Raw genomic sequence first — 25003 nt, forward strand, 5'->3', positions numbered from 1 at the left:
TCGCTCCAGGGATCAGGATTCCAAGGACCAGACGGGTGGGGATGCGTGAGGGGGGTGGGTACTGCGGTCAGGCGAGCGGGAGGGCCAGACTGTGCAGATAGCGCATCAGGGTCATCAGCACGTCGCGGCTGGAGCCGCGCAGCCGGGCGTCGCAGTCGACCATCGGGACCTCCTCGGGGAGGTCCAGGGCACTGCGCAGTGCCTCGACCGGGTGCTTCGGGGCGTTGGGGAAGGTGTTGATGGCGACGACGAACGGTACGCCGCGCTCCTCCAGTCGCCCGATGACGTCGAAGCTGACTTCGAGACGGCGGGTGTCGACGAGGACCACCGCGCCGAGGGCGCCTTCGAACAGTCCGTTCCACAGGAACCAGAAACGTTCCTGGCCCGGTGTTCCGAACAGATAGAGGACCAGTTCCTCACTGATGGAGATCCGGCCGAAGTCCATGGCGACGGTGGTGGCGGTCTTGCTCTCCACCCCGTAGTTGTCGTCCACGCCGACGCCGGCCTGGGTCATGGTCTCTTCGGTGGTCAGTGGCCGGATCTCGCTGACGGAGCCGACCATGGTCGTCTTGCCGACCCCGAACCCGCCCACGACCACGACCTTCACCGCGGCGGTCGCCGTGGTGGGAAGGACGTCCTCGCGCCGGGGTCCGGTGATCGTGTCAGAGCTTCTGAAGTCCATGCATCACCGCTTCGAGGAGGGACCTGTCCGGGAGGGTGGCGCGCACGATGGGTGCGCGCGATTCGATGAGTTCGGCGGCGAGGAGCTCGGTGAGGAGCGACGTGACGACGCTGAAGGGCAGTCCGAGGTACGCGGAGAGCTCCGCGACGGATAACGGTCCCTGGCAGAGCCGCAGGATCACCGCCTGCTCGGGCTGGACCGTCGGCGTCGGCTGCGCCTTCGCGACGATCATCGTGACCAGGTCGAGAGCCGCTCGCTCGCTGCCGTCGGGATCGCCGGTGATCACGTACAGCCGTTCCGGGTCGCTCAGGGCGGGATCGGCCTTTCGGCGCTCTCGTCGGGGAGAACTCATCCGGACAGCCCGTCGTGGCGGGGCGGACTCGTCAGATGGGCACCGATCCTGACGACCATGTCGCGCATCCGCGACCCGACGAGGCCGGCGTCGACCGTCTCGCCGGCCAGGACCGCGAGGTACGCGCCCGTCCCGGCAGCCATCAGGTAGAAGAAGCCGCCGGTGACCTCGATGACGACCAGGCGCATGAGCCCGTCGCTGTAAGGGATTTCGGAAGCGACGGCGGCGGCCAGGCTCTGCAGTCCGGCACAGGCCGCCGCCAGCCGGTCGGCGACATCGGGGTCGCCGCCGTGCTGGGCGATGCGCAGACCGTCGGCGGAGAGCACCACGATCTGGTGGATGTCCGGTACGTCGTCGGCCAGTTGCTTGAGCATCCAGTCCATGTTTCCCCGCTGCTGGATCACTTCAGGTCTCCCCTGTCCCACGCGTCATCGGAGTCTTCGTCGGTCTTCGGGTCCTGCGGCACGCCGTTGACGGCGTTGGTGAATGCCTCCAGCCAGAGTCCGGGCGGCTGCTCCTTGCCGTTCTCGCCTCCCGGGCCGTGGCCGTTGGCGTGGCCGTTGCGCTGTCCGGCGGTGGGGTCGACGGGCTGGGCGGGGAGGTTGTGCGAACCGAGGGGTGCGCGGCCGCGGCTGCGGCGTTGCGGAAGCCCTCCGGCGGTCCACTCGGTCACCACGGGAACGTCGTCCTCCATGGCGGCCGCGGGGAGGACCGGCCTGGTGACGGGTGCGACCGGTCCGGTGGCGGGGCGCTGGGCCACGGGGGTGCGGGGCTTGCGTCGGGCCGGCACGACGTGCTTCATGGCCTCCTGGTCGATGTCGCTGGTGGGCCTCGACGTGGCGCCGATGCCGTGGGCGATGCCGGGGGCGGGGCCGGTGGTGATCATGGCGCGGGGCACGATGAGCACGGCACGGACGCCGCCGTACGCGGACTGCCGCAAGGAGACCTGGAGGTCGTACATCCGGGCGAGGCGTCCGACGACGGCCATGCCGAGTCGCGGCGACTCTCCGAGGTCGTTCATGTTGGAGCCGGCCTGGGCCCTGGCGAGCATGTTCTCGGCCCGCGAGCGGGCCTCCTCGCTGAGCGAGACGCCGCCGTCCTCGATCTCGATGGCGATGCCGGTCTGCACCTCGACGGCGGTGACGTGCACCCGGGTCTGCGGGGGCGAGTAGCGGGTGGCGTTGTCGAGGAGCTCGGCGCAGGCGTGGATGAGCGGTTCGACGGCCGTGCCGATGATGGCGACCTTGGCGATCGAGTGCAGATCGACGCGGGGGTACTCCAGGATGCGCGACATGGCGCCGCGCAGCACGCTGAACAGCGGTACGGGCTTGGGCCACTGACGGCTGGGGCGGGCGCCGCCGAGTACCGCGATGGAGTCGGCGAGGCGGCCGATCAGCGCGGTGCCGTGGTCGATGCGGAGCAGGTCGTCGAAGACGTCGGGGTTGCGCCCGTGGTGCTCCTCCATCTCGCGCAGTTCGCTCGCCTGACGGTGGACGATCGCCTGGACGCGCCGGGCGACGTTGACGAAGGCGCGCTGCGCGGAGTCGCGCATGGCTTCTTCGTTGTCGATGATGTTGAGCACCGTGTAGACGAGGGTGCGCTGGGCGTCGGGCAGGTCGCGGTACGCCTCGTCCGAGTCCACGACGTCACGGAGCACCTCTTCGGGCGAATTCCCCACGCGCAGACGGTGGATGGCGGCCGGCAGGAGCACCTTGCTGATCCGCACGGTCTCGTCGTCGTGGGTGGCGATGCGCCGTTCCAGGTCGTCGAAGCGGCGTTCGTACGCAGCTCGCTGGGCGCGCAGGTCGCGGGCCCTGCGGGCGAGTTGGACGGTGAGTGCGACGACCACGACGGTGGTGATCGCGCCGCACCAGACGACTGGTATCCGCGCGGCCGCGGAGACCAGCGCAACCCCGGCGGCGGTCGCGCCGCCGATCAGGAGCACGGGCAGCAGCACGGCACGAACGACTGGGGTTTCTCGGTCGATCGGCGGTGATTCAACACGGACCATCTAAAACCTCTGGCGGTTGATTCGGGAGGTACAGCGCTTGCAGGACAGTCGGGAACAAGCGCTCGAATTCATATCAACTCGACTTCACTGCGCGTGAGCTTAGTCAGATCGAATCAGGGCTTCGGCATATTCACCCAACCCCCTGCGCGAGCGCTCCGGCGGTAATACACTCACGAGTTTTTGCACACACCGCCGTCACCCGTACACAAGGAGTGACCGTGGCCAATATCGAGCGCTTCGCAGCGGAGTTCGTACCGCAGGACGGGACGGAACTCGGGCGCCCCGGTCGATCAACTCAGGCCATCAAACGCAGAGTTCACCTTTTCCATGACTACAAACAGCACCCCCCTCTCGCATCGCCCGCCAGTACGTCCCGCAGAAGAGGACAGTCGTACGTACAATCGAGAAGGATCGAAAGGGACACATTCACGGCCCGGGGAAGGGTGACCGGCCGAGGCGTCGAAGTGACGAACGGCGCGGAAGGCAGTCGTACGGCCTCGTCGTCCGGGCAACAGCCCCCGGACCGGGCCCGGTTCGGACCTCGCGGGCCGCGTACCGGGCCGCCGTCCCGGATCATGTCCGGGTACGTCGCGTCACGAGACGCACCGGAACCGACGAGGAACGGACGCGCCATGGGGCCGACGCGGGGCTACACCATCGAATCGCTCGACACCGGACTCCGGTTGATGCGGCTGTTCCTCACCCATGACAGGCTGACCGTCTCCCGGGCGGCCGAGCTGCTCTCCGTGGGCAGGTCCACCGCGCACCGGGTGCTCAGCACCTTGGAGGGCCGCGGTTTCGCGGTCCGGGACGCCTCCGGCCGCGGTTACTCACCGGGTCCCGAGCTGGTCCGGCTCGGGCTCCCCGCCGGTTTCGGCGCGGCGATCCGCGAACGGCTCGGCCCCGTGCTGGAGGACGCGCTGCTGCGTACCGGCGAGACGGTGCAGAGTGCGGCGTTGATCGGCGACCGGATCGTCGTCACCGACGGCCGCGAGTCCCCGCACCCGGTGCGGGTGATGCCGGGGGTCGGCCGTACGTACCCCGCCCACGCCACGTCGGGCGGCAAGATGCTGCTCTCCCGGATGACGCCGGAACAGGTCTGCGCCCTCTACCCGCGGGAGGAACTGCCGACGGCCACGTCAAATGCCCCGACCTCGCGTTCCGCGCTGCTCACCGAACTCGACGAGATCCGTGGGCGGGGATACGCGGTCAGCCGCGGGGAGGCGGTCCGGGGCGTGTACGCCGTGGCCGTCCTCCTGACCGGGTCCAGCTGGCGCGACCGGCTCGCCCTGACCGCTTCGGCACCCGCCGACCGGGGCGACGACGCCGCGCTCGCCCGCCGGGCCGAGGAACTCCGCCGCTCCGCCGCGCTGTTGGACGGACCCGACGCGGGGCACGAGGAGACGCCGCAGCGATGACGCGCGCCGGTTCCCCGCACCGCGCGGGCGCGTGGAGCCGGGCGTACGCCGGAGCGGCACGGCAGGCGGAGGACCGGTCCCGTACCGCGCGGGTACGGGCCGTGCCGCGGCGGTTCCTTCGGTGCCGGGGTCAGTGGCGGGTGCCGCCGATCCGTCCCTCCAGCTGTACGAGCAACTCGCCGAGCTGGGCGCTGAGCCGGGCGTGGGTGTGCTCGTCCAGGCCCGACAGGACCGCGCGTTCGTACGCCAGTTGTCGCGGCAGCAGCATGTCGACCAGTTCGCGCCCCTCCTCGGTGAGACGGATGTGGTTGACGCGCCGGTCGCGCTCGTCGCCCCGGCGGTCGACGAGACCGCGTTCCTGGAGGGCCCGCAGACGTTTGGTGACGGCGGCGCCGGAGGAGAACGTCTCCCTGGCCAGCTCGCCGGGGGTCAGTTCGCGGTCGGTACGGCGCACGGCCCCCAGCAGGTCGAACTCGGCGCGGGTCAGGCCGGCGGCGCGCAGCGGGGCGTCCTCCGCCTGCTGGAGCAGGGCGGCGCAGCGGTTGATGCGGCCGATGAGTTCCATCGGTCCGGTGTCCAGCTCCGGGTTGACGGCCTGCCACTGCCGTACCACCGAGGCGACGATGTCGTCGGTCACACCGCTCCGTTCTCCGGGGCGGGGGCGATCGGCCCCCGCCGTGTCGCTGTCGCGGCGAGCGTACGGTGTCCGGCCTGCTCGGCGGCGAGGACCTGCTCCTGGGGCAGGGCGCGTTGCCACCATTCGCCTGCCGCGGTGTCCTCGGCGTCGCGCAGTTCGACGAGCGATCCGGTCAGCCTGCGGCGGGCGGCGTCCAGGACGGCGGGCTCGGTCCGCGGCGCGGCCAGTGCGCTCACGGCCTGGGCGCGGGCGAGGTCGGTGGCGGCCAGGGCCTTCTCCAGGCGGCCGCCGGCCCGGCGGTTGGTCACCAGCACGGTGGCGAGCAGACCCGTCCCGGCACCGATGACGGTGTCCAGGACCCGGTCACCGATGAGTTCGCCGGCCGGATGGGTGCCGCCGAATTCCAGCACCAGCAGCGCCATCGGGGTGACAGCGACGGAGCCGAGCCAGTAGTTGCGGGTGATCAGGGCCTCGGCCGCGAAGCCGAAGAACAGGCAGAAGCCGATGAGGGCCAGGGGCCCGGTGCGGCTGACGGGGAGGACTGCGGCGAAGACGAGGACGCCGATCAGATTGCCCAGGGTGCGTTGCAGGGCGCGGTTCCAGGACAGCGTCACATTGGCCTGGAAGAGGGAGGCGGCGGTCACGATCGCCCAGTAGGGACGGCCGACGCCGACCGCCTGGGAGACGTATCCGGCCAGGGCGCAGCCGATGAGCGTGCGGACGCCGATGGGCAGCAGCGGGGAGCCGGGGGCGAGGCCGCGCAGCAGCGCACGGCGGGCCTCGCGCCGGTTCGTGCCGTGCCGGGCGGCCCGCTCGGCGTCGATGCCGAACGGTTCCTCCGAGGTGCCCGGGGCGGCCGGCGGGGTGGGGACGGGGCCACGGGCACGGGTCTGTCGCGCCCAGGCCCGCAGCCGGTCGGGGTCCGGCGCGAGGACGGGCACGGATGCGGAGGCACCCGGGGAGGCGGCGAGGGTGCCCTTGGCCAGTGCCGCCTCGGCGTGGACGACGAGGCGTTCGAGTGCCCGGCGCACGGGGTTGGGGCGTCCGGCGGCGAGCAGGGACTGCCAGGCCGCGTGCACGGCGGTGGCTGCGGCGTGCCGGGTGCGGGGGCCGGGTTCGGCCAGGTGGGCGGCGGCCGCGTCGAGGGCGCGGGCCGTCGCCCGGCGCTCCGGGCCCTCCCTGCGGAAGAGCGCGGGGCCGACCGTGACCAGCCAGGCGATCACCCCCGCGGCCAGGGTCAGCGCGAGGTGCCCCGGTATCTGGCCGAGTCGTTGCGGGGCGAAGAGCGCGGCCGAGGTGACGAACGTGAAGATCACCGGTCCGGGCGGGCCGATGCGGGTGGCGTCGCAGAGCATCTTCTGCCCGGCCGCGAGGACCGCCCCCACCGCGATCAGTACGGTGACCGACCCGGTGAGGGAGGCCGCGACCAGCGATGCCGCCAGGCCGACGAGCATGGATACGACGACTCCGGCGACGGCACGGGCACGACGGGCGTAGGGCAGGTTGTGGCCGTACAGGGCACAGAGCGAACCGGCCATCGTGTACATCACGAGGTCGATCCGGTCGACGGCGAGCAGCACCAGATCCGGTACGGCGGTGGCGACGACCACGCTCAGCGCCGGTTTGAACCACATGTCCGAGGGCCGGGCGAGACGCAGCGGGGCCGTCAGCGGGAGCCTGCGGACGGAGGGCTGCCGGGACAAGGTGGTTGCATCATTCACTCAAATACTTTAGCAGGTATTACACTCGTAAAATATTTCCTCGGAGTTCCTCGGCAGCCCCCCTCCCCCGGACGGGCGATGCGGGCCGGAGCGTGTCGCAAAAGCGGGCCCGACGGCCGGGTCCCTCCCGCGCACCGTCCCGCGCCCGGCCGGGCCGGACCGGGCGCCCGGTCCCGGGGTCGCCGGCCGACGGACCCCGGGCCACACTGATCGCAGCGCCCACGCACCCGCTCACCCACCGGTCCGGCATCCGGCCGCGGCGCGCGCCGATGCAGGCCCACCTGGAGTCCAGCCGATGTACGAGAGCGACGCCGGACTGCTCGCCCCCGGGCGGGCCGGCTCCCCCGCCGAGACGGCCACCGCCGACAGCGCCTTCCTGCGAGCGATGCTCGACGCCGAGGCCGCGCTCACCCGCGCCCAGTCCGACTGCGGGCTGGCCCCGGCCGGTGCGGGGCAGGCGGTGACCGCGGCGGCGGCCGACATGAGCCGGTTCGACGTACGGGACCTCGCGCTGCGCGCACGGGCGGGCGGCGATCCGGTCGTCCCCCTGGCCATGGACCTCGTGGCCCGGGTGGCGGAAAACTTCCGGCCGTACGTGCACCGGGGCGCGACCAGTCAGGACATCCTCGACACGGCCGCCATGCTGGTCGCCGCGCGCACCCTGGCGCTGGTGCTCGACGACCTGGCGCGGGCCGCGGACGCGGTGGCACGGCTCGCCACCGCGCACCGCAACACCCCGATGGCCGGTCGCACCCTCACCCAGCACGCCGTACCGACCACCTTCGGGCTGAAGGCGGCGGGGTGGCGTGCGCTGATCCTCGACGCACGGGACCGGCTCTCGACCGTACGGGAGTCGCTGCCCGCGCAACTGGGCGGCGCCGCGGGGACGTTGGCCGCGTTCGCGGCCTACACGCCCGCCACCGACACCGACGGGATCGATCCGGGGCTGCCGCTGCTCCAGATGTTCGCGAACGAACTCGGCCTGGCCGAACCGCTGTTGCCCTGGCACACCCTGCGCACCCCGATCGCCGACCTGGCGGGCGCGCTGGCCTTCACGGCGGGTGCGCTCGGCAAGACGGCGGCCGATGTGCTCACCCTGTCCCGCACCGAGATCGGAGAGGTCGCCGAGGTCCAGGAAGACGGCCCGTCCGTCCTGGCGCACAGGGCCGATCCGGTGCGTGCCACGCTGATCGCGGCGGCGGCCCGCCGCGCCCCCGGCCTGGCGGCGACGCTGTACGGTTCGCTCGCGGCCGAGGACGAGCGGCCGGCCGGGGCCTGGCACGCCGAGTGGGAGCCGCTGCGCGAACTGCTGCGGCTGGTCGGTGGCGCCGCGCGGGACGCCGCCGAACTGACCGGGGGGCTGCGCGTGGTCCCCTACGCCATGCGGGAGAACCTCCAGCTCACCGACGGGCTGATCGTCTCGGAGCGGCTGGCCGCCGTGTTCGCGGAGCGGATCGGCCGCAGGCGCGCCGCCGCGGTGCTGGCGGGCGCCGCCGTCCGGGCCCGCGCGGAGACCACGGACCTGTCCGACGTCCTCGCCGATGTCCTCGACGAGGAGCCCGAGCTGGCGGGGATCGATCTGACGGAGCTGACCGAGCCCGCCCGGTACACCGGCTGCGCGGGCGCGCTCACCGACCGTGCCCTGGACCGCGGTTGACCGCTCCCCGGGGCATCGTCGCGCCCGGCCGCGCCGCCCGGGTCAGACCAGTTCGCCGCCGCGGGCGACGATCCGCCCGGCGCGTACCACCAGGGAGGGGATCGGGCGGTCCACGACGGCCTCGGGCAGCGAACCGGCGGCGACGAGGACGAAGTCGGCCGGGTCGCCGGGCTCCAGCCGGGAGGCGGGCAGTCCGAGCAGCGCGGCCCCGCCCCGGGCCACCGCCTCGTAGCAGGCGGCGAGTTCGGCGTCGGTGCGGGCGTCCGTGCGGTAGGCGAGCAGATGGGCGCGGGCGAGCATGTCGCCGTCGGACAGATGGATGTCGAGAGGCACGTCCTTGCGGCCGGCCAGGGCGAACACTAAGTCCAGCCGGCCCTCCATGTCGCCGTCGATCGCCTTCGCGGGTCTCGCGGTCCCGACCGTGCTCGCCACGCTCCACTTCGACCTGCTCACGGGACGCACGGCCACGGTCGGCACGGCGCTTCCGGTGGTGCTCGCGGCCGGCCTCGTGGTGGCGCTGCGCATCCGCCGCGCCGACCCCGAGCGGTCCGCCCGGCTCACCGAGGTGGACGTGGAACGGGACCGAGCGCCCGCCGTGCCCCGGGGATCCGGCACCGGGCCCGTACGGGCATCCACCCCTCATTGAAACTTCACACACCGCGTACGATGACGGAATGAACGGACCGGGCGGACAGCAGCACCGAGGACGGCGGGGCATCGGCGCCCCCGTCGTCCTCGGCTGGCTCTTCATGCTGTTCGCCATGGTCACGTGCTGTTCGGTCCCGTCCCCGTCCGCGCACGGCTCCGAGGCCCACAGCACCTCCGTCGCCGTCCGGGCCGTCACTCCGGTGCACGCCGTGCTCGTGCCGTCCGTGGTGGCCGACACCTCCGCGGACCGGGGCGTGGGCAGCTCCTGCCACGGCACCGTCGAGCACGCGACACCGGCCGTGCTGCCCGGCCAGAGCACGCCCGCGGCCCTTCCCGGCGCCACCGTCACCGCCCCCGCCGCCCCGCTCACCGGAGCCGCCGCGATCCGCGGCCCGTCCAACGACGCCGTGCGCGAGGTCGACCATCTCCGTCTGCAGGTTCAACGGATCTAGAGGCAGGACCCCGTTCCCCGGAAAACCGGAGAGCGGGCTTTCCCATGCCCTCGATCCCATCAGCCTTGTTGAACCGAAGGACCCCCATGGCTTCCGCCAAGAACCAGAACGCCTCCGCCGCACGCCGCGCCAGACTGGAGGAGGCCCGCCGCAAGGAGCGGGCCCGTGAGCGGCGCGGCCGCATCGTCACCCTCACCGCATCCGTCGCCGTGGTGGCCGCGCTCGTCGCGGGCGGCGGATATCTGATGTCCGCGGCCGACGACAAGGAGAAGGCCGAGGCCAAGTCCTCGCCCGTGAAGGGCGAGCGGACCTGGGACGAGCTCCCCCGGAACCACGTCGAAAAGCCGGTCTCCTACCCGATGAACCCGCCGGTCGGCGGCGACCACAACCCGGTCTGGATGAACTGCGACGCCGACGTCTACACCAAGGAGATACCGAAGGAGAACGCCGTGCACTCCCTGGAGCACGGCGCGGTCTGGGTGACGTACACGAGCAGGGCGAAGCCCGCCGACGTGGAGAAGCTCCGCACCCGGGTCGAGGCGACGCCCTACTCGCTGATGAGCCCGGTCGAGGACCAGGCCGCGCCGCTCATGCTCAGCGCCTGGGGCAAGCAGGTGCCGGTGACGGGCGCCGCCGACGCACGTGTCGAGCAGTTCTTCACCAAGTACGTGCAGGGCCCGCAGACCCCGGAGCCGGGCGCTGCCTGCGGCGGCGGGGTCGCCGGATGACGCCCGCCGTCCGTTCCTCGCGCCCGATGGTGGTGGCGGGCGGCACGGTGCTGCTGCTCGCGCTGGGCCTGATCGCACTGATGCTCGTACGGCCGCCCGCGTCCGCGGGTTCCGGCCCCGCCGCGGTCGCCCCGTCGGACACCTCGGTCGACGTCGGCTTCGCCCGCGACATGTCGGTCCACCACCAGCAGGCGGTCGAGATGTCGTTCCTCGTCCGGGACCGCACCTCCGACGAGGCGGTGCGCCTGCTCGCGTACGACATCATCAACACGCAGGCCAATCAGCGCGGCATGATGCTCGGCTGGCTGGAGAGCTGGGGCCGGGCGAAGTCGTCCGGTGCCAGGCCGATGGCGTGGATGGGACACGCCTTCACTCCCAGGGGCGACGGTTCGCTGATGCCCGGCATGGCGACCGACACCGAGCTGGACCGGCTGCGGGCGGCGAAGGGCAGGAAGGCGGAGGTGCTGTTCCTGGAGCTGATGACCGAGCACCACCGGGCGGGCGCGGAGATGGGCCGGGCCGCGGCCGCCTCGGCGGAAACGGATCTGATCAGGAACCTGGCGGCGGGCATGGTCCGGGGCCAGCAGGCGGAGATCGCGCTCATGGCGGGCCTGCTCGAAGAGCGCGGCCCGACGGCCTGATCCGACCCCGGCACCCGGTCCGGACCCGGCTCCGGCGGCGGCCCGTCCGTGGGGTTCCTCCCGCGCGGACGGGCTGCTTCCGGACGCGGTACGCCCCCGCGGGCGGTGCCCGGCCCCGTACGGCGGCCGGGCACCGGGCACCGGGGTTCGCACAGGGGATCGCATAGGCTCGTCCCCGACATGAAGAGCAACCTCACTCCGCTGGGGCCCAAGGCCGACAAGGACACCGTGCGCCGCAGCAACCTCAGTCTGGTGCTGCGTGCCGTCCGCGAGGAGGGTGCGGGCGAGGCGACCAGGGCCGGGGTCGCCGCGCGGGTGGGGCTGACCCGGGCGGCGGTGTCCTCGCTCGTCGAGCAGTTGCTCCGCACCGGGTTCCTCACCGAGTCCGGCAAGACCTTCAGCGGGCAGGCGGGACGGCCCGGCACCACGCTCGAAGTGGCGCGCTCCGGGCCCGCGGGCCTCGGCGTGGAGATCAACGTCGACTACGTGTCGGTGTGCGTCGTCGATCTGGCGGGCACCGACCGGGTGCGGCTCACCGAACACCTCGACAACCGCGGCGCACCGCCCGCGGAGGTCCTGGCGCGGGCCGCCGGCATCGCCGCGCGCACCCTGGACTCGGCGCGCGAGCAGCAGCTCTTCCCGGTCGCGGCGGCGTTGGCGCTGCCCGGCCTGGTGTCCGGCGGCACGGTGCGCCAGGCCCCCAACCTGGGCTGGAACGGGGTTCCGGCCGAAGAGCTGTTCGCCGCCGCGTTCGCCGCCGCGCGCCCGGGTCACGAGGCGCTGACGGTGCGTTCGGAGAACGAGGCCAATCTGGCGGCGCTCGCCGAGTTGTGGTTCGGCGGGCTCGACACGATCCGCAGCTTCCTCTATCTGACGGGCGAGATCGGCGTCGGTGGTGCGCTGGTCGTCAACGGTGAGCTGCTGCGCGGGGCGCACGGTTTCGCCGGGGAGATCGGGCACGTGGTGGTGGCGGACGAGCCGCGGTGCCGGTGCGGCTCGCGCGGCTGTCTGGAGCAGTACGCCGGGCAGGCCGCGCTCCTGCGGGCGGCCGGGGTCGAGGAATCGGGCGGCGGTGCGGTGGCCGAGCTGGAGCGGCGCGCCCGGTACGGGGACGGGCGGGCGGTGGCCGCCGTCACGGAGGCGGGCCGGATGCTGGGGCGGGTGCTGTCCGGGGCGGTGAACCTGCTGGACCCGGACGCGGTGGTGCTCGGCGGGATCTACCGGAACCTGATGCCGTGGCTAGCGCCCGCCGTCGAGGGGGAGCTGACCGGCCGTGTGGTGTCGGGGCTCTGGTCCCCGGGCGACGGGCGGCTGCGCGCCTCGTCCGTCGCGGGTGACGCGGCCCGGGGCGCCGCGGCACTGGTGATGACCGAGGTGCTGGCCGACCCGGTGGCGTACGCGGCGCACGCGGCGGGCCGGCCCGTTGACGTACCCCGGCCGGCCCGTTGACGTACCCGGGCCGCGGATTCAGCGGACGCCGAGCAGGTGGTCCATCGCCAGCTGGTCCAGGACCTCGAACGCCATGCCCCGTTCCGCCGCCGCCGTGACGTCGAACTCCTCGTACGCCGACCGGTCGGTCAGCAGTCCGGCCAGGCCGTCCTCGGCCGTGGGGCGGGCCAGCTCGTCGAGCCGGGACGCGCGCAGCGCCTCCCGCACGGCGGGGTCGGCGCGGAAGGCCGCGGCGCGCTCCTTGAGGATCAGGTAGTTGCGCATGCAGCCCGCGGCCGAGGCCCGGACCCCGTCGTGGTCCTCGGTGCGCGGCGGCTTGAAGTCGAAGTGCCGCGGGCCCGTGTAACCGGCCGTCTCCAGCAGGTCCACGAGCCAGAACGCCTGGCGCAGATCACCGGCGCCGAAACGCAGGTCCTGGTCGTACTTGATGCCCGACTGGCCGTTCAGGTCGATGTGGAAGAGCTTGCCCGCCCACAGCGCCTGCGCGATGCCGTGCGGGAAGTTCAGTCCGGCCATCTGCTCGTGCCCGGTCTCCGGGTTGACGCCGACCAGCTCCGGGCGTTCCAGGCGCTCGATGAAGGCGAGGGCGTGGCCGATGGTCGGCAGCAGGATGTCCCCGCGCGGCTCGTTCGGCTTGGGCTCGATGGCGAACCTCAGGTCGTAGCCCTGCTCGGTCACGTAGTCGCCCAGGAGGTCGAAGGCCTCCTTCATCCGGTCGAGGGCGACCCGTACGTCCTTGGCGGCCCCGGACTCCGAGCCCTCTCGGCCGCCCCAGGCCACATAGGTGGTGGCGCCCAGTTCGACGGCGAGGTCGATGTTGCGCAGGGTCTTGCGCAGCGCGTAGCGGCGTACGTCGCGGTCGTTGGCGGTGAACGCGCCGTCCTTGAACACCGGGTGCGTGAAGAGGTTCGTCGTCGCCATGGGGACGACGAGTCCGGCCGCGTCCAGTGCCTGCCGGAACCGCTTCACGATCCCCTCGCGCTCGGTCTCCGTCGCGCCGAACGGGATCAGGTCGTCGTCGTGGAAGGTCACGCCGTACGCGCCCAGCTCGGCGAGCCACCGCACGGTGTCGACCGGGTCGGCCGCCGCGCGGGTCGCGTCGCCGAACGGGTCGCGGCCCTGCCAGCCCACCGTCCAGAGTCCGAAGGTGAACCGGTCCTCGGGGGTGGGCGTGAAGCATTCCGTCATCGTCTCTGCCGCCTTCGGTACGGATCGGCCCGGGGCCTGCGCATCGGTTCCCCGTGGTTCCATGCGGCCGAACCCTATTTGTTCATTGCCATGACTAATCATGCACGGCCGGCCTCGGACGCGTAACCCCTCGCCACCGCCCGCTCTCCTGCGCCGCAGCATTCGGCATCCCGGCCCGCCGGAACCGAGGCCACCGTGCCGAGGACCAGGAACGCCCCTGTGCGGGGCGGATTCGATCACGTAATTTGTTTCGCGCACGATCAAATACCGCTGGTCCCGCGACAGAGGAATGAGGGCGTCATGCCGCCGCGTACCGTCGTCATCGGTGTGGACAGCTCCACCCAGTCCACCAAGGCGTCCTTCGTCGACGCCGGGAGCGGCCGGCTGCTGGCCGTCGGCCGCGCGCCGCACACCGTCGACGGGGAGGCGGGGGCCCGGGAGAGCGACCCGGAGGAGTGGTGGCGGGCGCTGTGCGACGCCGTCGCCGCCGGGCTCGCGGAGTCGGGGGCCGCCCCGTCGGAGGTGACCGGCATAGCGGTCGCCGGGCAGCAGCACGGGCTGGTCGTCCTCGACCGGTCGGGCCGTCCGCTGCGTCCCGCGATGCTGTGGAACGACACCCGCTCCGCCCCGCAGGCCGCCGCGCTCACCGCGGCGCTGGGCGGGCCGGACGCCTGGACCGCGCGGACCGGATCGGTGCCGGTGGCCTCCGTCACCGCGTCGAAGTGGCAGTGGCTGCGGGAGCACGAGCCGGACCATGCCGCCGCGACGGCCGCCGTGCGCCTCCCCCACGACTTCCTGACCGAGCGCCTCGCGGGCGTCGCCGTCACCGACCCCGGCGACGCCTCGGGCACCGGCTGGTACTCCACCGCGACCGGCGCCTACGACCCGGAACTCCTCGAACTCCTGGGCCTGGACGCCGCGTTGCTGCCGGAGCCGGCCGGATCCGGGGCGGCGCGCGCCGGCTCGCTGACCGCGCGGGCGGCCGAGGCGCTGGGCCTGCCCGCCGGGATCGCCGTGGCCGCGGGGACCGGGGACAACATGGGCGCCGCGGTCGGACTCGGGCTGGGCGGTGCCGGGCTGCTCGACCATCCGGTCCTCAGCCTCGGCACCTCGGGCACGGTCTTCGCCGCCTCCCGGACCCGGCCCGCGTCACCGGCCCTCTCCGGCTTCGCCGGGACGGACGGCACCTACCTCCCGCTGGCCTGCACCCTCAACTGCACGCTCGCCGTGGACCGGGTGGCCGCGCTGCTCGGCCTGGACCGTGACGACGCGGCGCCCGGCGGCGAGGCGGTGCTCCTGCCCTACCTCGACGGCGAACGCACCCCCGATCTGCCCACCGCCGCGGGTCTGCTCACCGGGCTCCGGCACGACACCACGTCCCGGCAACTGCTCGGCGCCGCCTACGAGGGCGCCGTCTTCACCGTGCTGCGCGCCCTGGACGAACTGCTGCGGGCCTGCGGTCTCGACCCGGCCGCCCCCGAGGTGGCCGCCCGGCCCCTGCGCCTGATCGGCGGCGGGGCCCGGGGACGCGTCTGGGTGGAGACGGTACGTCGGCTGTCCGGGCGGCCCGTGATCGTGCCCGGCGGCGAGGAACTGGTGGCGCTGGGCGCCGCCGCGCTGGCCGCCGCGGCGGCCGGCGGGGCGGACCCGGTCGCGATCGCCGCCGGCTGGGGCACCGGCGAGGACACCCGACTGCCCGCCGTCCCACGGGACTCGGCCGCCTGGGACCGGATCGGCTCGGTGCTGGAGCGGGCCACGGGCCCCTTGCTGGGCGGCTGCTGACTCCGCGTCTCCCCCGGCTTCCCGCACGCCCGGTGCGCCCCGCCCCGGGCCTCCGTGCGCCTCGTGCGTCCCGCGCTCCGGGCGCCCGGGGCGGGTTTGGGGAAGCGAAGCCGTCTTCACTACTATCCGGCGATGATCATAAGAAAAAGGCTGACGGCCGGGGTGGGCATTCTGCTCGCGACCCTGACCGCCGGGCTCGGTTCGGCGATCCCCGCCGCCGCCGACGAAGCCCCCGCCAAAGCCTCCCCCAAGGTCGAGCTGGTGCTCGACGTCAGCGGTTCCATGCGGACCCGCGACATCGACGGCCAGTCCCGGATGAGCGCGGCGAAGCAGGCGTTCAACGAGGTCCTGGACGCGGTTCCCGAGCAGGTGCAGCTCGGCATCCGGACGCTCGGCGCCGACTACCCCGGCGACGACCGGAAGGTGGGCTGCAAGGACACCAGGCAGCTCTACCCGGTCGGCCCGCTGGACCGCACCGAGGCGAAGACGGCCGTCGCCACCCTCGCCCCCACCGGCTGGACCCCGATCGGCCCGGCCCTGCTGGGCGCCGCCGACGACCTCGAAGGCGGTGACTCCACCCGCCGGATCGTCCTGATCAGTGACGGCGAGGACACCTGCGGCCCGCTCGACCCGTGCGAGGTGGCCCGTGACATCGCGGCCCGCGGCATCCATCTCGTCATCGACACCCTGGGCCTGGTGCCGAACGCGAAGATCCGCGAGCAGCTGACCTGTATCGCCGAGGCCACCGGCGGCACCTACACCGCAGTCCAGCACACCGACGAACTCTCCGGCCGCGTCAAGCAGTTGGTGGACCGGGCCGCCGAGCCCGTCGTCACGCCGGTGGCGACCGAGGGCACCGACCGGTGCTCCACCGCGCCGCAGCTCAAGGCCGGTCTGTACACCGACCGCCAGAAGTTCGGCCAGCACCGCTGGTACCGGGTGGACGTGCTGCCCGGCCAGGAACTGCGCACCTCGGTCAGCGTGTTCGCCGACCGTGCCGTGAACAACGACTACGGCGTGCTGCTGCGGGCGCTGACCGTGCACGGCCGGGAGATCGTGCGGGGCTCGGAGTCGGGCACCGGACGCACCGACGCGATCTCCTCCGGTCTGCGCTACCCGAAGCCCGGATCGGCCGAGACGGACAGCGACGACAAGCCGGCCGCCGAGACCGTGTGCCTCCAGGTCAGCAACTCCTTCTCGGCACCGGCCTCGGTGAAGACCGCGCCGGGCATGCCGGTCGAGCTGACCGTGGACCTGGTGGACGCGCCGGACGACGCGGCCGACGTGGCCGCCTTCGGCCTCGGCCGCGGCTGGTGGCTGCTGGGCGTGCTGGTCCTCACCGGACTGGTCGTGGGCCTGGTGTTCGGCTGGATCTCGCGCTGGCGCATCGCCGTCTGGAGGACCAACTGATGAAGCGGACGACACGCGCCCTCACGGCCGCGCTGCTGACCGGGCTCGCCCTGCTGACCCCGGCGGGCGCCGCGGTGGCCGACGATCCGTCGACGAGCCCGAGCCCGAGCGCCTCCGACGAATCGGCCGGCCCCACCGAGGCGGGCACCACCTTCCGTACGGCGACGGCGATCCGGCAGGGGCAGACCGCCACCGCCGAGGCGTCCACGGGTGACTACCTGTACTGGGTCTTCCCCGCCGACGCGGGTCAGCGGGCCACCGTCAAGGCGAAGATCACCCTGCCCGAGAGCGCCACCCGGCACGGCGCCTCGACGTGGCAGGTCGACGTGTACGACGGGCTGCGGCGCCGCCAGGCGTGCATGTACGGCCGCCAGACCGGAAAGGCGGCGGCCGACGCGTCGACGGTCGAGCTGGCCTGCGTCCTGCGGACCGTCCGTGCCTGGTCCGAGCCGTGGGCCGACGACCCGCTGCCGGGCAGCTACTACGTACGCCTCACGGTCGTCGATCTTCCCCCGTCCGACCTCGGTCTGCCGGTACGGGCCGAGGTGGAGGCCACCTCGGTCGACAAGGGTGGTGCCGGTGACGTGGACGGCACGCTCGCCGAACCGCTGGTCCCCGGCGTGTCCTCCGTCGCGCAGGCCTCCGACGACTCGGCCGCCGGTGACGACGGCACGTCGGACGAGGCGTCGTCCGCCGACGGGCCCGAGGACGGCTGGTCCTCCGGCTGGTGGACCGACCGCTGGCTGTGGACGGTGGCCGGCGGCGTCCTCGGGGCGCTCGCGGCGGTCTTCGGGTACTCCCTCACCCGTGGCACCGGCCGCCCGTCCAGGGTCCCGCCGGGCGCCTGACCCGCACCTGCCGCACCGGCGTCCCGCCCCGCCGGACGGGCTCAACCCCTCGGAGCCCGTCCGGCGGGGACGGAACACCGCCCCTTCCCTCCCCACCTCATCCCCGCTTCCCCGCTTCCCCGACGCCCCCTCGCTCTCCGGGCGGACGACGCTACTTCCGAAGCATGCCCTAGTCTCGTCAACTCACGTACCGCACAGGGCCGATGACCTGTGCCACCGGTACGGGATCGCCGAAGTCAGGTCGTTGCGCACCGCATCGGGTGCGCCACAAGGGAGCGGAGACCTTCATGTCCACGGAGACCGGCCCGGCCGTCGACGCCGAGCCGCGGAGCCACACGATCGTGCCGGGGCCGAAGGGCCTGCCGTTCCTCGGGAGCATGCCGCAGTTCGCGAAGGACCCCCTCGCCTTCTTCGAGCGGCTGCACGGCCACGGGGACATGGTCGGCTGGCGGTTCGGCCGCAACCCGTGCGTGTACATAGCCGATCCGGACTGCATAGGCGAGTTGCTCACCGAGACGGAACGCACCTTCGACCAGCCCGCACTGGGCATCGCCTTCCGTACCGTGATGGGCAACGGCGTGGTGGTCGCCCGCGGCGCCGACTGGCGGCGGAAGCGGTCCCTGGTACAGCCCTCCGTGCGCCCCAGACAGGTGCGGTCGTACGCGGCGACGATGGCGGGCAGCGCGGTGGAACTGGCCGACACCTGGTCGGACGGCGAACGCATCGACGTCAAGCGGGAGATGGCCGCCCTGACGCAGCGGATCGCCGTCCGCACGATCTTCGGTGTGGACACCCCGGCCGACACCGAGGCGATGGGCCGGGCGATGGACGTGGCACAGCGGGAGATCGGCAGGGAGTTCGCCGGAATCGGCGCGCTGCTGCCGGACTGGGTGCCGACGCCGGGCCGGGCCAGGATCAAGAAGGCCTCGGCGGTCATCGACGCCGAGGTGGCCCGGGTCGTCGCCCGCCACCGCGACGGCGGGGACGAGCGCCCCGACCTGCTGAGCCGGCTGCTGACCGCGATCGACGAGACGGGCGCGCACCTCACGGACCAGGAGATCCGGGACGAGACGGTCACCCTGTACATCGGCGGGCACGAGACGACCAGCTCCACGCTGGTGTGGGCCTGGTACCTGCTGTCCCGCAATCCGCGGGTGCGCACCGCACTCGCCGAGGAACTGGACCGGGTCCTCGGCGACCGGGAGCCGGGGTTCGACGACTACGCCCGACTGACGTACACCCAGTCCGTGGTCAAGGAGACACTGCGGCTCCATCCGACGATCTGGCTGGTCACCGGCGTCGCCAAGGAGGGGGCGCGGATCGGCGGCGTCCCGATGCCACGGGGCACCCGGGTGTGGACCAGCCAGTGGGTGACGCACCGCGACGCGCGGTGGTTCCCCGAGCCGGAGGAGTTCCGCCCCGAGCGCTGGGACCCCGAGGAGGGCGACGAGATCGCGGAGTACGCCTGGTTCCCCTTCGGCGGCGGCCCCCGGGTGTGCCTGGGCGCCCGGTTCGCGATGGTCGAGGCGGTGCTGATCCTGGCCGTGCTGGCGCGCCGCTTCGAACTGGACGTGGACCCGGGCACCGTCGGTCCCGTACCGGGTCTGACCATGCAGCCGGACCGGGACGTGCTGGCGACGCTCCGGGCACGGTGACGGGAGGGGTGGCGCGGGCACGGTGACGGGGCGGGCGGCGCGGGGCCTGCGGCCGGGTCCCTGCGCCGTCCCGGGGGTCGCTCCGCGCGCCGTCCGGGCACCGGACACATCGAACCGACATGTCCGATCTGTCGCGAGGATCGTGTCATTTGGTTCACACTGTCCATGTCGGCCGCTCCGGCCGCCTGGCCGCTCGGCCGTATCCGCAGGCTGTCGATCCGACGGGAGAAACACCATGCGCCTCCGCTCCGCTCTCACCCCCGCCCTCTCCGTCGCGGCAGCCCTGGCGCTGACCGGCACCGCGATGTCGGTGACGGCAGGCACCGCGTCCGCCGGAACTGCGCGGCGTCTCGCGACGTGCCAGGAGAAGACCCTCGACGTGCACGCCGCACCCGGCGGACAGCGGAACGTCGCCCGGATCAGCGTCACCAACCACGGCAACCGGGCCTGCGTGGTCGACCGGATCCCGACGGTCACCTTCAGGGGTCTGGACGGCTCCGCCCAGACCGTGCCGCCCGCCGAGAGCGGCCCCTATGCGCTCTCGGCGGGCGATCGGGCCTACGCGGCCCTGCGCACCGCGGACCCGGCGGCCTCCGAGGGCCACGTCGTCGGCAGTCTCTCCGTGGCGGCCGACCCCTCCCACCTGGGCGTCACCTTCGACGGGGCCACCGTGGGCATGCCCGGCGGCGTCCATGTGTGGGAGCCGGTCACCACCCTGTGGCAGAAGTCGAGCGCCGCGGCGGACCGTGCCCTGGCGGACGCGGTGGGCTGACGGGCGGCCATGGACCGCAGGCCGTGCCACCGGCGGCCGGCCACGGGCCGGGAGCCCCGGCCGCGCACGGCGGACCACCCTCGCCACCCACGCCGGCCGGCACCGTGGCACGGCTCGATCCGCCCGTCAGCCGTGCAGCACGACCGGGAAGGCCGCCATGTCGTTCTGCGTCATCACCGGCAGCTTGCGGATCTCCTCGTCCGGGACGGCCGCCCGCAGTGCGGGGAAGCGCTCGAACAGCGCGGGCAGGGCGATGCCTGCCTCGACGCGGGAGAGCGCCGCGCCGGGACAGATGTGCGGCCCGTGGCCGAAGGTCATGTGCCGGATCGGGGTCGGCCGGGTGACGTCGAACGCGTCGGCGTCCGCTCCGTGCTGCTCGGCGTCGCGGCCGATGGCGCGGTAGGAGATCACCACGCCCTCGCCCTTCGGGATCACGTCGTCTCCCACCGGGATGTCCTCGGTGGCGAACCGCATCAGCAGATGGGTGGTGGGGGTGTCCCAGCGCAGGGTCTCCTCGATCACCGTCTCCCACGGGATCTCGCCGTCGAGCACCTTGCGCAGCTGGTCGGGGTGGGTGAGCAGGGCCCGCACGGCGTTCAGGATCAGCCCGATGGTGGTCTCGTGCCCGGCTGCCACCATCGCCTTGAGGTTGCCCACCACCTCCTCCTCGGTGAGCGGTTCGCCGCCCTCCTCGGCGAGGACGAGCGCGCTGGTGAGGTCGTCGGTCGGCCGCGCGGTCTTCTCGCGCACGAGGTCGGTGTAGAAGTCGTCCAGTTCGGCCAGCAGCGCCAGGCGTTCCTCCTGCGGGGTGAGCATGGAGAAGAACGCCTTGTACCGCTTCATCAGCATGGGGTGTTCGGCCTCGTCCACGCCCATCAGCATGCCGACGACCCGCATCGGCAGCGGCTGCGCGAACACGGTCTTGAGGTCGACCACGCCGTCCTCGCTCCGTTCGCCGTGCTCGGCGAGGGCATCGAGCAGTTCCTCGGTGAACTTCTCGATCTCCGGGCGCATCTCCTCCAGTCGGCGCGGTGTGAGTGCCTGGGAGATCTTGGTGCGCAGCCGTCGGTGCTCCGCGCCGTCCACGGTGAACATGGAACGCCCGGCGTCGATCATGCCGATCAGCGGCCAGTCGTGCGTGACCACCCCGCGCTGCCAGAGTCCCCAGGCGTCGATGTCCTTCACCAGGCGCGGGTCGACGAGCAGCTGGCGGGCCAGGGCGTGCCGGGTGACGGTCAGGGCCGGTACGCCGAGCAGTTCGATCCTGGCGAGCGGGCCGGCGTCGCGCAGGCGTGCCGTCTCCCCGTCGAGGTCCTGGACCAGGGGGTCGACGACCAGGACCGGGTCGTTCGAAGCGTCTTCCCGGGCGGCGGCGTGCGGACAGTTCAAGAGAATTCTCCTGTCGGTCGTACGGGGGCGAACCGGACGGGCAACGCGGTCATCCCCCGCAGGAAGGCGGACTGCCGCCGCACCAGCTCCCGGGCGGGAACGGACAGTTCCAGGTCGGGCAGCCGGTCGAGCAGCACCTCGATCCCGGTACGGGCGATGATCTCGGCTATCTCCTGCGCGGGAAAGGGACAGCGGTACTCGCCGTGGCTGAACGCCATGTGCGCCTCGTTGCCGCCGCGGCCGGACGGCCCTCCCGCGGTCGAGAGGTGCTGCCGGACGTGCGGGTCGGTGTTGGCCGCGCCCAGTCCGAGGAGCAGCATGTCCCCGGCCCGGATGTCCCGCTCCCCCAGCCGGGTGTCGCGCGTTGCCCAGCGGCCGGCGAGGATCTGCGTGGGGCACTCCTCCCAGAGCACCTCGTTCATGGCTTCGGCGACGCTGTGCCGTCCGCCGGAGAGCGCCACGGCGAAATCGTCGTCGGTGAGCATCAGGCGCAGCGAGTTGCCGATCCAGTCGGCGGTGGTGAGGTGCCCCGCGGCCGTGATGGCCATCAGGTCGAGCACGTACTCCTCGTCGGTGAACTCGCCGGGGTACGCGAGCATCCGGGAGGCCACGTCGTTGCCGGGCGCGACGCGGCGGGCCGCTAGCAGGCGCCCCATGTGTTCCCCGAACCGCAGATGGGCCTCCTGCGCGTCGGGGCCGCCGTCGGCCAGGTCCCTGAGCACCCCGGCGATCCGTGCCCCGTCCGCGTCGGGGAAGCCGACCAGCCGGGCGAGGACGAGCACGGGAAGCAGTACGGCGAAATCGGTGATCAGGTCCGCCGTACCGCGTTCGCAGAAGCCGTCGACGAGACGGTCCGCCAACTCCTCGCAGCCCTGGCGGAGTTCGAAGTGCTCGACCTCCTCCAGCGCGTGCCCCACCATCGCGGCGTGGCGCCGGTGCTCGGCCCCGGCGGTGAAGTAGACGGACGGCATCGGCCGGCCGACCATGGGCAACAGCGGCCAGTCGTCCGGGACGTTCCCCCACTGGTTCCACAGGGCGACGTCCCGGGGGAACAACTCGCCGTCGCTGGTGACCTGGTGGAGTTCGCGATAGCCGACGACGAGCCAGGCCGGGAACCCGCCGGGCAGTTCCACGGGCACGACGGGCCCGTGCTCGTTCCGCATGGCGCGGTAGACGACGTGGGGTTCGGTGTGGAATTCGGGTCCGCTGAGCGGGACGGCCGATCCACCGGGGCGCACCGGGCAGCCACCGCCGGTGGTCGCACCGGACACGGCCGGGTGTTCGGGCACAACGGAGGCGGGCGGCGTCATCGTACGGGGTCTCCTGTGACGAGGGCTTCGCTCGTTGCGGCGATCGATTGATCAACGCGGCTTCACTATAGGGAAGTCCTGTAAGCCTTTAGGAGTCAATCGAGAGCGTTGCCATCACATATTCGATCGGCATCGACCGATTTTGACGCCTGTCCCGTCGAAGGCGCTGCCTCGCCGAAGGTTCTGCCTCGCCGAAGGGTCCGCCGTGCCACGACGCCGGGGAAACGGCTGCCGCCGTACGTGCCCGCCCGTCCGCCGTGCACTACGGCTTGCGGGCGACCGCCCCGTAGATCGGCACCGGCCGGGTCTCCACCGGGAGTTCGCCGACGTCGAGTTCCGGATGCCAGTCGACGACCTGGACGACGCCCGGTGCCATCACGTCCAGCCCGTCGAAGAACCGGCTGACGCCCCGGTGCGACCTCGGTACGAGCGTCACACCGCCCGCCGCGTACGTGGCCACCCCCTTCTCCACGCTCTCGGGGTCGAAGTCACCGGTGAGCTGGGACAGGACGAGACAGCTCCCGGCGGGGAGCCGCTCCATGAGCCGTTCCACCAGCGCGTGCGCCCCGAGCCCCTTCCCCTCGCCGTCCTCGACGAAGTGCAGCAGGGCGATCAGGGACAGTGCGACGGGCCGGTCGAAGTCGAGCACACCGGCGGCGAGTTCCAGAATCCGCTCCGGCTCCCGCGCGTCGGCGTCGAGATACGCCGTCGTCCCTTCGGACGTGCCGCTCAGCAGGGCTTCGGCGTGGGCCAGGACGGTCGGGTCGTGGTCCACGTACACGACCCGGGCGGCGGGTGCCACGCCCTGGACGATCTGGTGCAGGTTGGGCTCGGTCGGGATGCCGGAGCCGATGCCCAGGAACTGCCGGATCCCCTCCTCCCCCGCGAGCCGGCGCATCGCGCGGTGCATGAACCACCGGTTGTGGCGTGCGATCCGCTTCGTGTCCGGCGACAGTGCGGCGATCCGTCTGCCGAGCTCCTCGTCTGCGGGGTGGTTGTCCTTCCCGCCGAGAAACCAGTCGTACACCCGTGCGGAGTGCGGCCTGGTGGTGTCGATGCGGTGCGCACCGGTCTGCCGCGCATCGGACTCGTGCCCCGTCATGTGGCGCTCCCCGTTGCCATGGGGTCGGTCCCGGTCCTGTCGCTGCTCCTGCTGCGGGTGCGGCCGGTTCCCCGTGCCGACGGCCCCGAGGAGCGGTCACCCGCAGGACCGCACGGCAGGCCGGGGGCGGACAGCCCCCGGTGGTGCCGTACGGGTCACTCCTTGACGCCGATCCCGCCGAAGGCGTCGACGTCCGCGGGCACGGTCGCGCTGTCGGCGTCGGGCCGCCACTCGCTGAGCCGGACGAACCCGGGGTCGAGGATCCGCAGCCCGTCGAAGAGCCTGACGATCTCGTCGGGTTCCCGGACGTAGTACGGCACGGCGCCGCTCTCCATGTACGCCTTCTCGGCGGCGATCATGCCGTCGCTGGTCCGCGTCCCGTCGTACATCACGAGGTGGCTGCCGGACGGCAGTCCCGCCATCAGCCGGCCGACCACCTCACGGGCCTGCCCGAAGTCGCTCACGTGCCCGAGGATGCCGAGCAGCATCAGGGCGACGGGCCGGTCGAAGTCGAGCGTCCTCGCGGCCTCGGCGAGGATGGCCTCCGGCTCGTAGAGGTCCGCGTCGACGTAGTCGGTGACCCCTTCGGGCGAGCTGGTCAGCAGCGCACGGGCATGCGCCAGCACGAGCGGGTCGTTGTCCACGTACACGATGCGTGCCTCGGGCGCGATGCCCTGGGCCACCTGGTGGGTGTTGTCCGCGGTGGGCAGCCCCGTCCCGATGTCCAGGAACTGCCGGATGCCCCGCTCCTGCACCAGGTGGCTCACCGAACGGCGCAGGAACTGCCGCCCGGCCACCGCCACATCGACGAGCCCCGGGAAGAGCGCCCTGATCTGGTCGCCCGTCTCCCGGTCGACCTCGTAGTTGTCCTTGCCGCCCACGAAGTAGTTCCAGAAGCGGGCGGAATGCGGCCTGGTGGTGTCGATCCGTTCCGACAGCGGCGTGGCGGGAGGGGTGACGGACGGCTGCTGCTCACTCATGGGGACCTCCGGACGCGAAAGCGATCAAGCTGTGCCCTCAACCTACCTGGACGTCTCGGGAATCGTGCGCCCCAGGCCCCGCCCGGTGCCCGCCGGCCCCGCTCCACCCCGTGGTGGTGGGCCCGGCGGTCGTGCTGATTGACTGTCACGGCCGACCGGGCGGCCGGCAGG

General features: G+C 72.7%; 24 protein-coding genes. 12 read left to right on the forward strand and 12 right to left on the reverse strand.

Going from position 1 to position 25003, the window contains the following annotated elements:
* Window positions 1-67: 67 nt before the first annotated feature.
* Genes ACWCXX_RS09260 through ACWCXX_RS09275 form a run of 4 tightly spaced genes read right to left on the reverse strand, consistent with a single transcriptional unit; the run spans window position 68 to window position 3045 of the window.
* Window positions 68-682 (reverse strand): GTP-binding protein, encoded by a 615-nt coding sequence (locus ACWCXX_RS09260; RefSeq protein ID WP_451125713.1) that lies wholly within the window; start codon window positions 680-682, stop codon window positions 68-70.
* Complete coding sequence (locus ACWCXX_RS09265; RefSeq protein WP_451125714.1) at window positions 663-1034, reverse strand: DUF742 domain-containing protein; 372 nt, start codon at window positions 1032-1034, stop codon at window positions 663-665. The genes ACWCXX_RS09260 and ACWCXX_RS09265 overlap by 20 nt, the downstream gene beginning before the upstream one ends.
* The gene (locus ACWCXX_RS09270) at window positions 1031-1438 is read right to left on the reverse strand and encodes a roadblock/LC7 domain-containing protein (protein ID WP_148832530.1); all 408 of its coding nucleotides are present in this window, start codon (window positions 1436-1438) and stop codon (window positions 1031-1033) included. The genes ACWCXX_RS09265 and ACWCXX_RS09270 overlap by 4 nt, the downstream gene beginning before the upstream one ends.
* A complete protein-coding gene (locus tag ACWCXX_RS09275) occupies window positions 1435-3045 on the reverse strand; it encodes a sensor histidine kinase (RefSeq protein WP_451125715.1) in 1611 nt (536 codons plus the stop codon). Before ACWCXX_RS09275 ends, ACWCXX_RS09270 begins: the two co-directional genes overlap by 4 nt.
* A 632-nt stretch (window positions 3046-3677) precedes the next feature.
* Between ACWCXX_RS09275 and ACWCXX_RS09280 the strand changes: the two genes are divergently transcribed.
* Window positions 3678-4463: an IclR family transcriptional regulator gene (locus ACWCXX_RS09280; protein WP_451125716.1), complete on the forward strand. Its 786-nt coding sequence runs from the start codon at window positions 3678-3680 to the stop codon at window positions 4461-4463.
* Between the two features lie 130 nt (window positions 4464-4593).
* On the opposite strand, the gene ACWCXX_RS09285 is transcribed toward ACWCXX_RS09280, so the two are convergent.
* The gene (locus tag ACWCXX_RS09285; protein WP_451125717.1) at window positions 4594-5100 is read right to left on the reverse strand and encodes a MarR family winged helix-turn-helix transcriptional regulator; all 507 of its coding nucleotides are present in this window, start codon (window positions 5098-5100) and stop codon (window positions 4594-4596) included.
* A complete protein-coding gene (locus ACWCXX_RS09290; RefSeq protein ID WP_451125854.1) occupies window positions 5097-6734 on the reverse strand; it encodes an FUSC family protein in 1638 nt (545 codons plus the stop codon). Before ACWCXX_RS09290 ends, ACWCXX_RS09285 begins: the two co-directional genes overlap by 4 nt.
* 382 nt (window positions 6735-7116) lie before the next feature.
* On the opposite strand from ACWCXX_RS09290, the gene pcaB reads away from it, so the two are divergent.
* Window positions 7117-8478 carry a 3-carboxy-cis,cis-muconate cycloisomerase gene (gene pcaB / locus ACWCXX_RS09295; protein WP_451125718.1) on the forward strand — a complete coding sequence of 454 codons (1362 nt, stop codon included), beginning with the start codon at window positions 7117-7119 and terminating at the stop codon, window positions 8476-8478.
* Between the two features lie 42 nt (window positions 8479-8520).
* Here the strand turns inward: pcaB and ACWCXX_RS09300 are convergent, their stop codons facing one another.
* A complete protein-coding gene (locus ACWCXX_RS09300; protein ID WP_451125719.1) occupies window positions 8521-8859 on the reverse strand; it encodes a hypothetical protein in 339 nt (112 codons plus the stop codon).
* Between ACWCXX_RS09300 and ACWCXX_RS09305 the strand changes: the two genes are divergently transcribed.
* The 5 genes from ACWCXX_RS09305 to ACWCXX_RS09325 all read left to right on the forward strand — a co-directional run bounded on the left by ACWCXX_RS09305 (window position 8858) and on the right by ACWCXX_RS09325 (window position 12396).
* Window positions 8858-9124, forward strand: a complete 267-nt coding sequence (locus tag ACWCXX_RS09305; RefSeq protein WP_451125720.1) for a hypothetical protein — start codon at window positions 8858-8860, stop codon at window positions 9122-9124. The two genes, ACWCXX_RS09300 and ACWCXX_RS09305, sit on opposite strands and share 2 nt — an antisense overlap.
* 28 nt (window positions 9125-9152) lie before the next feature.
* Entirely contained in the window at window positions 9153-9578 is a 426-nt protein-coding gene (locus tag ACWCXX_RS09310; protein WP_451125721.1) for a hypothetical protein, read from the forward strand.
* An 86-nt stretch (window positions 9579-9664) separates the two neighbouring features.
* Window positions 9665-10306: a DUF3105 domain-containing protein gene (locus ACWCXX_RS09315; protein WP_451125722.1), complete on the forward strand. Its 642-nt coding sequence runs from the start codon at window positions 9665-9667 to the stop codon at window positions 10304-10306.
* On the forward strand, window positions 10303-10947 hold the full coding sequence (locus ACWCXX_RS09320) for a DUF305 domain-containing protein (RefSeq protein ID WP_451125723.1): 645 nt from the start codon (window positions 10303-10305) through the stop codon (window positions 10945-10947). The genes ACWCXX_RS09315 and ACWCXX_RS09320 overlap by 4 nt, the downstream gene beginning before the upstream one ends.
* Window positions 10948-11127: 180 nt before the next feature.
* Window positions 11128-12396 (forward strand): ROK family protein, encoded by a 1269-nt coding sequence (locus ACWCXX_RS09325; RefSeq protein ID WP_451125724.1) that lies wholly within the window; start codon window positions 11128-11130, stop codon window positions 12394-12396.
* Between the two features lie 18 nt (window positions 12397-12414).
* Here the strand turns inward: ACWCXX_RS09325 and xylA are convergent, their stop codons facing one another.
* Window positions 12415-13584 (reverse strand): xylose isomerase, encoded by a 1170-nt coding sequence (gene xylA, locus ACWCXX_RS09330; protein WP_451125725.1) that lies wholly within the window; start codon window positions 13582-13584, stop codon window positions 12415-12417.
* A 300-nt stretch (window positions 13585-13884) separates the two neighbouring features.
* On the opposite strand from xylA, the gene xylB reads away from it, so the two are divergent.
* The 5 genes from xylB (at window position 13885) to ACWCXX_RS09355 (ending at window position 20051) form a co-directional block, all read left to right on the forward strand.
* Window positions 13885-15366, forward strand: a complete 1482-nt coding sequence (xylB, locus tag ACWCXX_RS09335) for a xylulokinase (protein WP_451125726.1) — start codon at window positions 13885-13887, stop codon at window positions 15364-15366.
* Window positions 15367-15498: 132 nt separating this feature from the next.
* Window positions 15499-16776, forward strand: coding sequence for a VWA domain-containing protein (locus tag ACWCXX_RS09340; protein ID WP_451125727.1), 1278 nt, complete (start codon window positions 15499-15501; stop codon window positions 16774-16776).
* Window positions 16776-17624: a hypothetical protein gene (locus ACWCXX_RS09345; RefSeq protein WP_451125728.1), complete on the forward strand. Its 849-nt coding sequence runs from the start codon at window positions 16776-16778 to the stop codon at window positions 17622-17624. Before ACWCXX_RS09340 ends, ACWCXX_RS09345 begins: the two co-directional genes overlap by 1 nt.
* A gap of 287 nt (window positions 17625-17911) precedes the next feature.
* Window positions 17912-19279: a cytochrome P450 gene (locus tag ACWCXX_RS09350; RefSeq protein WP_451125729.1), complete on the forward strand. Its 1368-nt coding sequence runs from the start codon at window positions 17912-17914 to the stop codon at window positions 19277-19279.
* A 235-nt stretch (window positions 19280-19514) separates the two neighbouring features.
* A complete protein-coding gene (locus ACWCXX_RS09355; protein WP_451125730.1) occupies window positions 19515-20051 on the forward strand; it encodes a DUF4232 domain-containing protein in 537 nt (178 codons plus the stop codon).
* Between the two features lie 126 nt (window positions 20052-20177).
* On the opposite strand, the gene ACWCXX_RS09360 is transcribed toward ACWCXX_RS09355, so the two are convergent.
* From ACWCXX_RS09360 to ACWCXX_RS09375, 4 genes are all read right to left on the reverse strand, one after another.
* A complete protein-coding gene (locus tag ACWCXX_RS09360) occupies window positions 20178-21440 on the reverse strand; it encodes a cytochrome P450 family protein (protein WP_451125731.1) in 1263 nt (420 codons plus the stop codon).
* Window positions 21437-22750 carry a cytochrome P450 gene (locus ACWCXX_RS09365; RefSeq protein ID WP_451125732.1) on the reverse strand — a complete coding sequence of 438 codons (1314 nt, stop codon included), beginning with the start codon at window positions 22748-22750 and terminating at the stop codon, window positions 21437-21439. The genes ACWCXX_RS09360 and ACWCXX_RS09365 overlap by 4 nt, the downstream gene beginning before the upstream one ends.
* Before the next feature lie 262 nt (window positions 22751-23012).
* Window positions 23013-23852, reverse strand: coding sequence for an SAM-dependent methyltransferase (locus ACWCXX_RS09370; RefSeq protein ID WP_451125733.1), 840 nt, complete (start codon window positions 23850-23852; stop codon window positions 23013-23015).
* A 155-nt stretch (window positions 23853-24007) separates the two neighbouring features.
* A complete protein-coding gene (locus ACWCXX_RS09375) occupies window positions 24008-24832 on the reverse strand; it encodes an SAM-dependent methyltransferase (RefSeq protein ID WP_451125734.1) in 825 nt (274 codons plus the stop codon).
* Window positions 24833-25003 lie beyond the last annotated feature (171 nt).

Source organism: Streptomyces sp. NPDC001732, from assembly GCF_053596315.1.